General features: G+C 57.0%; 11 protein-coding genes. 6 read left to right on the top strand and 5 right to left on the bottom strand.

The genetic code is table 11. From position 1 onward, the window contains the following. Positions 1–368: 368 nt before the first annotated feature. Positions 369–1,286: a hypothetical protein gene (locus NQV17_RS26070; RefSeq protein WP_257774444.1), complete on the bottom strand. Its 918-nt coding sequence runs from the start codon at positions 1,284–1,286 to the stop codon at positions 369–371. Positions 1,287–1,971: 685 nt separating this feature from the next. Between NQV17_RS26070 and NQV17_RS26065 the strand changes: the two genes are divergently transcribed. Genes NQV17_RS26065 through NQV17_RS26055 form a run of 3 tightly spaced genes read left to right on the top strand, consistent with a single transcriptional unit; the run spans position 1,972 to position 4,950 of the window. Next, entirely contained in the window at positions 1,972–2,550 is a 579-nt protein-coding gene (locus NQV17_RS26065) for an ABC-three component system protein (protein ID WP_257774443.1), read from the top strand. After that, positions 2,544–3,044, top strand: coding sequence for an ABC-three component system middle component 5 (locus NQV17_RS26060; RefSeq protein WP_257774442.1), 501 nt, complete (start codon positions 2,544–2,546; stop codon positions 3,042–3,044). The genes NQV17_RS26065 and NQV17_RS26060 overlap by 7 nt, the downstream gene beginning before the upstream one ends. After that, positions 3,031–4,950, top strand: a complete 1,920-nt coding sequence (locus NQV17_RS26055; protein WP_257774441.1) for an AAA family ATPase — start codon at positions 3,031–3,033, stop codon at positions 4,948–4,950. The genes NQV17_RS26060 and NQV17_RS26055 overlap by 14 nt, the downstream gene beginning before the upstream one ends. A gap of 1,048 nt (positions 4,951–5,998) precedes the next feature. Here NQV17_RS26055 and NQV17_RS26050 read toward each other — a convergent pair. Genes NQV17_RS26050 through NQV17_RS26035 form a run of 4 tightly spaced genes read right to left on the bottom strand, consistent with a single transcriptional unit; the run spans position 5,999 to position 8,162 of the window. Then, positions 5,999–6,148 (bottom strand): hypothetical protein, encoded by a 150-nt coding sequence (locus NQV17_RS26050; protein WP_257774440.1) that lies wholly within the window; start codon positions 6,146–6,148, stop codon positions 5,999–6,001. Next, positions 6,149–6,646 (bottom strand): TPM domain-containing protein, encoded by a 498-nt coding sequence (locus NQV17_RS26045; RefSeq protein WP_257774439.1) that lies wholly within the window; start codon positions 6,644–6,646, stop codon positions 6,149–6,151. Positions 6,647–6,648: 2 nt separating this feature from the next. Then, complete coding sequence (locus NQV17_RS26040) at positions 6,649–7,503, bottom strand: YgcG family protein (RefSeq protein ID WP_257774438.1); 855 nt, start codon at positions 7,501–7,503, stop codon at positions 6,649–6,651. Then, positions 7,500–8,162, bottom strand: coding sequence for a LemA family protein (locus tag NQV17_RS26035; protein WP_374692750.1), 663 nt, complete (start codon positions 8,160–8,162; stop codon positions 7,500–7,502). The genes NQV17_RS26040 and NQV17_RS26035 overlap by 4 nt, the downstream gene beginning before the upstream one ends. A 271-nt stretch (positions 8,163–8,433) precedes the next feature. On the opposite strand from NQV17_RS26035, the gene NQV17_RS26030 reads away from it, so the two are divergent. The 3 genes from NQV17_RS26030 to NQV17_RS26020 are packed head-to-tail and all read left to right on the top strand — an operon-like array spanning position 8,434 to position 9,790. Next, positions 8,434–8,871, top strand: coding sequence for a hypothetical protein (locus tag NQV17_RS26030; RefSeq protein ID WP_257774437.1), 438 nt, complete (start codon positions 8,434–8,436; stop codon positions 8,869–8,871). A 24-nt stretch (positions 8,872–8,895) separates the two neighbouring features. Next, on the top strand, positions 8,896–9,150 hold the full coding sequence (locus tag NQV17_RS26025; RefSeq protein WP_257774436.1) for a DUF2933 domain-containing protein: 255 nt from the start codon (positions 8,896–8,898) through the stop codon (positions 9,148–9,150). Continuing rightward, complete coding sequence (locus tag NQV17_RS26020) at positions 9,134–9,790, top strand: isoprenylcysteine carboxylmethyltransferase family protein (RefSeq protein WP_257774435.1); 657 nt, start codon at positions 9,134–9,136, stop codon at positions 9,788–9,790. Before NQV17_RS26025 ends, NQV17_RS26020 begins: the two co-directional genes overlap by 17 nt. Positions 9,791–9,990: the final 200 nt, after the last annotated feature.

Raw genomic sequence — 9,990 nt, 5'->3', positions numbered from 1 at the left:
GATAGAGCATCACTTGGGCTGGATAACGTGGTCCGCCAGCTTGCGCGACTACCGTGTGTCATCTGCTCGTTTGAACTCGTCCCTTCCGCCACCAACCACTCCACTGCCTCGGCCGGATAGTCGTCCGGCCACTCCTTTGTCTGCAGGCCCACTACCGCCTCCATCGCGGGAGTGATTGTTCGCACATGTCTTTGCGCGCCGTTGTCCGCATGCGGCCGTCATGCCGCTCGGTCGGTAACCGCAAGAAACGTTTGTTCGAGCAGCCCCTGAGCGCGAACTAAGCGGTCCCGCGCCCGCACCAGTCTTGCGAGGCTGTGGGCCTGCGCGCTGAAACGTTGTTCTCAACCCACTCGGCTGAGAACAAGCAGTTAGCGTCCCACGTACTGGCCGTTAAGGAAGCGACAGTCGGCGCTCGGCCCGTAAAGCCGTGAGATATCAATGAACTGCATGCCGTTCATCGTTTGGACCCCCACCATCGGGCGGCGTAACTCGAACACTTGACCGCAGTTCGTCATCGCGCCGACACGAATATGCTTGCGCATTTCGACGCCCTCGCGCTCGATAGCCTGCTCGCGTGCTCGCCGCGCCGCCTGATTGGCGGCCTCTTGCTGCGCATTGGCTTGCTGGATTTCCGCCCAGCGTTGTTCCCGACGGGCTAGTTTCTCATCTAGCGTGGCCTTCTCGGATTCGTTCAGGAAACGAATCTGCTGAAGCCCATTGACCAAGGAAGGGACCGCGCGATAGTCGTTGACTAGCTCCAGCTTGGTGTCGCGCGTCGGCGGTGCAGTCAGACTGGTTTCGAAGACGCCCGTAAGCATGCCGTTTAGCCGGGTATGGTAATCAGACACGCTGAGAAATTGCCGCGAATCGCAGGCCTTTTGCAGATTGCAGGCCAGCCACGCGACATTTTGTCCTCTGTTGGCTACGACGCTCGAGACGGCTTCACCTGATTTCAGCTGCACCGTCACACGGTGGGCGGGCTGGCCACTATGCCAGAACGCAACGGACGTCAGCGACGCGATGTCCCTAACATTGTAGGCATGACCGTCAATAAGGAGCGCCAGAATGACGTCCTTGTCGCTCGTCCAACCCCAAAAGGTCGGGGTGGCTTTGTACATCACCTGCATTAATACCCGGTTGTCCGGATAGACGTTCAGCGTGGCCTTGGCGTTCTCGGCGGATACCTGGGGCGTAGACGGCGGCACACTGCCGCAACCCTGCAGCACGAGGGCGATTGTGCCGGCGGCGGCCAGCTTACATTTACGTGTACTTTTGAACAGTCTCATCGCAATTTAGAATCTTTTTGTTAAAACAATAGTATACGAAAGCGCCGCACGTATTCTCGACGTTTTTTCACTAATTCGTAAAAAAAATTCATGCACATTGATATTTTGGAGAATTCAATTTCTCTGGAAATGGAGCGCGGTCGCAGTGACGGCAACCGCTACGGAACGAGGCTCTCCCGGGAGGCGCTTGGAATTTAGCCGGGAGTAGGCGGCCGAGGATTCATCGCGGGTGGCGCGCCCTTCGGCAAATTCGGATAGTCTCGTAAGCCGTACAAGAGCAGAAGGAGGTAGCCGAAGGCATGAAACGAACCGCCAACAATCGCCGACTAGTGCGAGAACTACAGGTTGGGACACCGCTTGCCCCGGCCCAAGGCACAGGAACGAAATGATTTTGAAAGCTATCGAGTCACCCTCATTTTCCTCCTTCCATCATTGATGTCCTCCCCGGGCAGCAATACAATTGCATTGATAAATGAAAATGCACGCGAGTCGGGGGACCCATGGATTTGTTGACGCACATCGGCACATTTCTGGCTGGTTTGGCGACCGGCTGGACTTTAAAGGTCGTAATTTCCAATCGCTCGTCCCGGTCACAACGGACAACGGTCGTGTCGCAGAAGGGAAATAGCGCTGGCGGTGACATTGCCGGCGGTGACATGCACAAAGGCAATCGCAGGTAATGCTCGTGTCTGCGAACCAAAAGAACAATACCGCAGGTCGCGACATTGCCGGACGAGACATCATTGACAACAGCACCACCAGCATCGTCAATGTAACGACCAGCGTTGCCGCCAGTCTCGAGCTTGCACAGCTGTATGCTAAGCTGAAGGCGGACGGTATCGGCGACCCATCAGGTGGGGCGTTTTCCGCCAAGCTCGAGCACTACATGTCCGCAGTGACGGAAGGAGATGTGCGCGGACTCGCGGAAAAGCTCCGTGAAAGCGGAAGAGATGACCTTCTTCTGCTTGCCATGGACTTGAAGCAGCGCGCGGCGAAATCCATTATGAAGCACCAGACTTCGCGTACTGCCCAGCGCATCTTCACGATAATTCTCACCGAGCTACATTCGAAATTCACTCTTCTGGTCACCCCAGTCATCCAGCAGGGCTCGGACCGAGTCGCCGTTGACCAATGTATTAACGCCATTGTGCAGACTATCCAGAATATGCTTGGTGAGAACGTTCTGGAAATTGACGCAATGGACCTGCAAGGGCTTCTCTACTTCCTGGCGGGAAATTGCCACATCAGGTGGGACAAGTGCTGATATACCACCCCGCCTTCGACGGGTATCACTGCGTATTCCGCATGCTACTTATAGCGGAGCGTGTGTCAAATCTCGAAATAGAGAAGGCGCGTATCTTAGACTTTTATCTCGTTTTCCCCGGGATGGTGAAGTCAATACGACTCCCGGAGAATCTCAGAGAACTACGCGCACAGGCGAAGGCAGCCACCAATATCTATCGAGACCCAGTAAACAGCGCATCAACTTTCATGGAAATGCGTCACATCCAGGAAGAAGCGTTGAGGTCGATTGCCGCATCAGGTCTGATAGATATGGAACCCTTTGCCGCCGGTTATGTGGTACGCACAGGAACGCCGCTTCCCAAGTCACTCGATGCAAAGCTGAAGGAATTCGTCGAGGCAAACCAGCCAATCGCCGAAGGCGTCCTGGCCGGTCTCTCTCGGATTCCCCTGCTTGGCCAGAACGGGCTGAAGGACCGTTCTCAACTCATGGAACACCGGTATGACCTTGCTTGAGCCGACCCTGCGTGTAAACCGCCTTGTGGTCTACCAGGGAAACCACGTTGCCTTCGATTGTGCATTTCACGATGGAGTAAACGTCATTCGCGGCCGGAACAGCTCTGGCAAAACGACGGTCATGGACCTGCTCGCATTCTCCCTAGGTTCGGAAAATATCCGCTGGAAGCCAGAGGCGCTGCGTTGCACCGACACGCTCGTCGAGGTTCGGCTCAACGGTGCGGTGGCATGTCTTCGGCGTGAGATTGGAGAAACCCAGCTACGCCCTATGTCCATCTTCTGGGGGCCACTTGAGGCCGCGCTTAAGGCCGGCCCGCAGCAATGGGAGCGATATCCTTTCAAAAGAAGCGAGCACCGCATCAGTTTTTCACAGGCGTTGTTTGAGGCGCTCGACATGCCGCAGGCACAAGGCGACGGCGCTTCGAACCTCACAATGCACCAGATATTACGTGTGCTATATGCGGACCAGCCGTCGGTCCATAGTCCAATTTTCCGCCTCGACAACTTCGATAGCCCGCTCACACGTGCTACGGTAGGCGATTACCTTGTCGGCGCATATGATGACAGTCTCTATTCGGCTCAGCTCCGACTACGTGAAATTGAGGCCCGCATCAGCAAGCAGGAAACAGAGCTCCGCAGCATTTTTCATGTTTTGGGGCGCTCGGGTCAGACTACGGACCTCCAGTTTCTGAACGACAAAGTCACCGAGTTGCAGATGGTTCGCGATGAGCTTTCGCAATCGCTTGCAAAACTGAAGATTGAGCGCGTTCTTCCAAAAAAGGAAGCATCCAAGGCTCGGGCGACCGCCGATGGATTGCGCAACAATCTGAATGCCGCGCGGCGAGACGAATCAGCCGCAAAGGACCGACTTGCGGCGCTAGAACTGGATATCACCGACTCGCTGTTGTTTTTAAAGGAAATCGAGTCAAGGCTTCGCGGTCTCGACGAGTCGCGGGAGACGCGAAACTACTTCGGCAATCTTCGGTTCCGTTTCTGTCCAAGCTGCTTGAGCGAACTCTCAGATGTGAGAGCCGACGAGCATCACTGCCACTTATGCACCAGCGTGCTCGGCGACGGTCGAGGAGACACGCAGTTGCTACGCATGAAGAACGAGCTCAACATTCAGCTCAAGGAATCGACGACCCTGCTCGAGACTAAGACGAAGGAGGCCGAACAGCTCCGTATTGGAATTCCTCAGCTGACGCAAAAATTGCGACAGTTGGAGCAGGACTACGCCGTCGTCGCAAACTCATGGTCGAGCGATGTAGAGAATGCCCTTGAGGAAATGGCGCGAAAACTCGGTAAAGTCGACGAAGAATTGCGCCAGGCGTACGAGCAGCAAAAGCTGGCCACCATCATTACAGAACTTCAGGAGCGTCGTGACAAACTCACGGCGGAAAGCAAGCGACTCGAGGAGAATATCGTTCGCCTGCAGGAAAGGCAGGCACAACGTAAATTTGAGGTCGTTCAAGCCGTTTCTGCTGCCATGGTCCGGCTACTAAAGCTTGACCTTCCGTTAACGCCCCAGTTCGTAAACGCGGACGATGTGTACTTTGATTTCGCGGAAAACTCTGTCTACGTGAACGGTTCGCGGAACTTCTCAGAAAGTTCAGCCGTTGTACTTCGCCACATATTCCACCTCGCGTTGCTCACGGCTAGCGTTCAGAAACCCTTCATGCGCTTGCCTCGCTTCATGATGCTGGACGGTATCGACGATGGCGGCATGGAGAAGGCGCGTAGCCATCGTCTCCAGGAAATTATCGTCGAAGAGTCTGCAACCTACGATGCGGAATTTCAGGTCATTTTTGCGACTTCGGACATCAACCAGAAGCTCGAAGCAACAGACCTAGTGGTAGGCAGATTCTTCACTCCGGAAAAGCGCTCACTGGATGTCCGTGATGCCTGATGACCATTAACCTTTACGGCCAACGGACCGAGTCACGCATCGCCAGAAGGATGATTCTGTGGAATGCCGCAAACACAAACCCGAGCCTGTTCAGAAAGGAAACCCATATAGGCTCGTCCAGAGGCAGCACATTTTCCCGCGAAGATGCATCGAACGTTTCTACGGAACCGACGACAAGGGAAGTGTCGTTGTGTTGTATGGGAATGCCGGTCACCAGCCACGTTTTTTCGGGCGAGCGACACGTCATGCAGCTTGCATACGACCGCTACAATGTCGTCGGTCTCATCGACTTTGACAGTATCCAAGTCGAATTTTGGATGCTGGCTCAACAGCACGCTGCAATATGCCCTGTTCCTCCGAACGCAACCGTCAAGCCTCGCCTCCATCACGTCATGTGGTTCCCCAGTCACACATCGAGAGACGAATACTGTACCGGTCTTCGAGCGGAGGTAAGGCCCTACCGGATGAAGGCGCGCAGTGCCACGCAGAGCAGCTCGGGCTCGCTTCAGTAGATGCACTCGGGGGTCAATCTCAACGACGCCAGTACACACCTGGGGCAAGGCTGGTGCTTTATGGCTCACGAATTGTCCAACATGCACCCGAACTGTTGTATGCGACCAGTCGACGAACCATGCCTTTGCGATTACCAGTACCGGACCTTACGCCAACAAGGTGGCATGTACCCGACCCGGTCTCGAATATTCGCCAATGGAGCCCAGGAGCCGAGCAGCACCGGTTTTCATACCAAAGTTCGCGAAGTCTGGCGGGACGGGGCGTATACGCTTCTAATTCAAACCGTTGCCAAATGTGGCACGACGTCATTCTCCTCGTGATTTGACGCTGCTGCGCGCGGTTGTATCTGTTTACGCGTTGCCTAGCCTCTTGAATCCATTGAAAAAATCGGACCTAGCTCTAAGCAAGGCGTTGTGTAAACGGTTGTAATTCCCCAGGACAGGCTGTGCCGAGTTCCATTAGTTTCGGTTACTGGCCTTGTTGTGGTTTGGGTTACGCGACGCTTACCTGCCGGCTGCGCGTTACCTGACAAGCGCTAACCACCATCAATGCCAAAGGGGGCGCTGGAGCTTTTTTCAGTGCCCTTTTTGCGGGTGGCCATCTGCCCCTCGAAATCGGAGCGTTTGGGCGTCGGCATTTTGTCGGTGTGGACAGGTTCAAGAGGACCGATGTCGAGCTTCGGCACTCATATCACAACGGGCGCACTCGAAAGATCGTCGAGCCACGGACCGTGAAGCGGAAAGTGTTTTTTCAGCAGCTCCGTAACTTGCTCGATACCTCGCAGAACACCTGACCGATAGTCGCCCTGCCGGAAATGAGCCTCCATGGCTTCGCAAATCGCCTCCCATTCGCGTTGGTCCACCCTGGCGTGTATGCCTCGGTCCACGACAATTTCGACGTCCCGGTCCGCAAGGAGCAGATAGATGAGAATGCCGTTGTTGTGCTCCGTGTCCCAAACCCGGAGGTCCGAGAAAACCTCGATGGCACGGTCCCTCGCAGAGGTGCCCTTCAGCAACGCGCCGATATGCAGCGCCCCTTCCACAGCAAACCTGACCTGCCCCACGTGCATGCGATGACTGGCACGTACAGCCTCTTCGATCGAGATCAGCGTCCGCCGTGAAAATGCCTTGTCGACCCGCCAGCGGGTCGCGAAAAGATGTCGGAAGAGACGTTTAAGGTCCATACTCACCACCGTCCCGATGCGCCGCCGCCGCCGAAGCCCCCACCGCCGCCGCGAAAGATGTCGCGATTCGAATCACGGCCGAAACGCCCGCCGCGACCATCGATGAAGCGCCCGCCAGCGGCTCTCATACCGCCCCCCAGCAGCGTGAAGAGCAGCGCCATCATTCCCGCCGCGATGGCGACAAAAAGCGCCTGCGATAAGATCCACGCGATTGCCCCGACGACACCGCCGGTCACGACGGCGCCGGGCAGCCGCCCGAACATGGCGCGCAGCAGGCCACCGGCCATGACCGTCAGGAGGAAGAGAACGGGAAGCAACCGTCCGGCGCCGTCGCTTGTCCGCGGTGGTCGCTGCGGTGGCGGCAACGGCTCGCCGCTGGCGACGCGCATCATGGCGTCGAGGCCGGCGGTGATGCCACCGTAGAAGTCCCCGTTTCGGAACCGCGGAACGATCGCCTCGTTGATGATGCGATTGCTCGCTGCATCGGTGAGCACGCCTTCGAGGCCGTACCCGACCTCGATTCGAAGCGCTCGGTCGTTTTTCGCGACAATCAGGAGCGCGCCGTCGTCCACATTCTTGCGGCCGAGCTTCCATTGCTCGACGACTCGCATCGAATACTGTTCGATGGTTTCGGGCTCCGTGGTCGGAACGATGAGCACTGAAAACTGCGTTCCTCGTTTCGCCTCAAACTCTCTCAACGTCTTCTCGAGGCTGGCCGACTGGTCGCTGGTCAGGGTTCCAGTTTCGTCGGTGACTCTCGACGTCAACGGCGGGACCGGGACGTCCGCGAACGCACCGGCTCCGCCCAGGAGAAACGAGGTTAGAACGACGGCCAGCGCCAGTCGGAGCACGTTCAATTGGATGTCCCGCCTGCAGAGGCCGGCGTCGAGCCGAAGTCGACCCGCGGCGGTCTGGAAATTTCAGCTTCGTTGCTTACGGAGAAGTTGGGGCGCTCAACATAGCCGAAGGCCTTTGCAGTCAAATTGTTCGGGAACGAACGTATCGTCGTGTTGTACGTCTGAACGGAGCGAATGTATCGGTTTCGGGCAACCGCAATACGATTTTCCGTACCCTCGAGCTGCGCCTGCAGGTCCCGGAAATTCGCGTCCGACTTCAATTGCGGATAGTTTTCCGAAACTACGAGCAGCCGTGATAGAGACGACGTGAGCTGACCTTGTGCCGCTTCGAATTTTGCGAGCGCCTGCGGGTCAGCAATGAGTTCCGGTGTGGCGCGAATCTCACCCACTTTCGCCCGCGCCTCCGTCACACGGATCAGCACTTCCTTTTCCTGGTCCGCGTACCCCTTCACTGTGTTGACGAGGTTGGGAACGAGGTCGGCACGCCGTTGATACTGATTGAGCACTTCCGACCAGCTGGCCCTCACCTGCTCGTCCTGGCTCTGGATGGCGTTATAGCCGCACCCTGAGAGAGACAGCAAGCTCAGCGCCAACGCGCCTGTCAGAAGTGCGCGGGCCAGACGGCGCCGTGCGGACATTGCCACAGAATTTTTCGACATGGACGCGCCTCTGCCTTGTATTCCCGGCATTCCGCCGCTCACCGGTGCACTGCCTATCGTAAGTAGCTCGGCGGTCGCAGGGTTGATGCATGTCAATGCTGCATTGTCGATGCGCGCCCGGAGCGATGCACCGTCTCGGGCGCGTGTCGGCTCCACGGCCGCGCTACATATGAAGAATTCGGCGCGTGATTCGTTGAGCCACGTCAAGCCGTCGAAGGAGCGTCAGCATAGAGTGGTTTCAGGGTTCGACCGGCTCTGAAGAACCATGCTCATGGAGAACAAGATGGCATTTCCGCACAAAGTCGCAATCGCAATTGCGACGCTCGGCATGGTCAGTGCCGTTGCAATCGCCGGCACGCCGGCGGCCGCCGACAATGCAGCTCACGATGCCCATCATCCGAATAAGGCAGCCGCAAAAGCGCCGAACAAGTCAAACCGCGAGGCGAACGACCAGATGCAGGCCATGCGCGCCATGCATGAAAAGATGATGAACGCGAAGACGCCTCCAGAACGCGCCGCCCTGATGGACGAGCAAATGAAAGTCATGCAAAACGGCATGAGCATGATGGAGATGATGGGCGCTCGCTCGTCCGGTATGCCGATGTCGTCGCGGCACGAGAGTATGGAAATGCGCATGGATATGATGCAAATGATGATGCAGGCAATGATGGACCGTCAGGCTGCGCAAGAGCATCCGGCCGAGAAGTGAGACGATACGAAACGGGAGACCACCATGGATGACAGCCCGCATGGTGCCCGGCCGTTCTGGAAATCACGGTCAGCCATTGCACTCGTAGCGTTCACTGCAATAGCGCTATTCCTCCTGCTTTCCGAACACCGCGCCCACTTCCTTGGCGTCTTGCCATATCTGCTGTTGCTCTCGTGCCCGCTGATGCATCTGTTCATGCACCACGGACACAGGCACGACGGGACGAAATCGACCGGCAGGCGCCCTCGTTCGGGAGACGGTCATGACCAGCATCGGTGACGGTTACGGCCTGTGGGGCCTCGTAGCTATCAATTCTCTCGTCTTCATCATCTTCGCGTTCAGCTTCTTCAAGCCTGCGACAAAGCGGGACTGGCGAACGTTCGGTGGATTCTCCGCCTTCATCGTCGCGCTATTCGCGGAAATGTACGGCTTTCCGCTCACCGTCTACTTGCTATCGGGCTGGTTGCAGACGCGATTTCCGCACACGAATTTGCTATCCCACGATGCAGGGCACCTCTGGTGGACCTTGACCGGCAGGCACGGCGACCCGCATGGCGGGCTTCCGCATCTTCTCAGCTTCTTCTTCATACTGGGCGGCTTCTACTTGCTGTCCACGGCGTGGCACGTACTGTATGAAGCTCAGCGTGGCAAGGAGCTGGCCACCACCGGACCCTACGCGAAAATCAGGCATCCTCAGTACGTCGGGTTCGTCGTAATCATGCTGGGTTTCCTGCTCCAATGGCCCACGCTCGTGACTTTGGCCATGTTCCCCATTCTCGTTTTCATGTACGTTCGACTAGCCATACAAGAGGAGCATTATTCGGAGGCGCGGTTCGGCACTGCGTGGCGTGAATACGCGGCACACACGCCGCGCTTCGTACCCAGCTTGTTTGGAAAACGCCCGGCCCAAGTGCATTGATTTCAGGCAGCTCACCCGTAGCTGGCACTGCCAAACTCGATCGCAATCTTCCGGGATGAGGAGGCTGCCATGAAACCCTTCAAGACTGGCGCGACGCTTTCAGCCACGGTTGTGCTGTTCTATGTCCTATGCGCACCGGCCGTCACGTCAATATCGAACGCGCAGGGCGACGAGCCTCGATGGAAACGGAGCGGGTGAGC

The organism is Burkholderia sp. SCN-KJ (assembly GCF_024656005.1).
In the GTDB taxonomy this organism is placed as follows: Bacteria; Pseudomonadota; Gammaproteobacteria; order Burkholderiales; family Burkholderiaceae; genus Burkholderia.
This window is presented reverse-complemented; position numbering and strand designations above follow the sequence as displayed.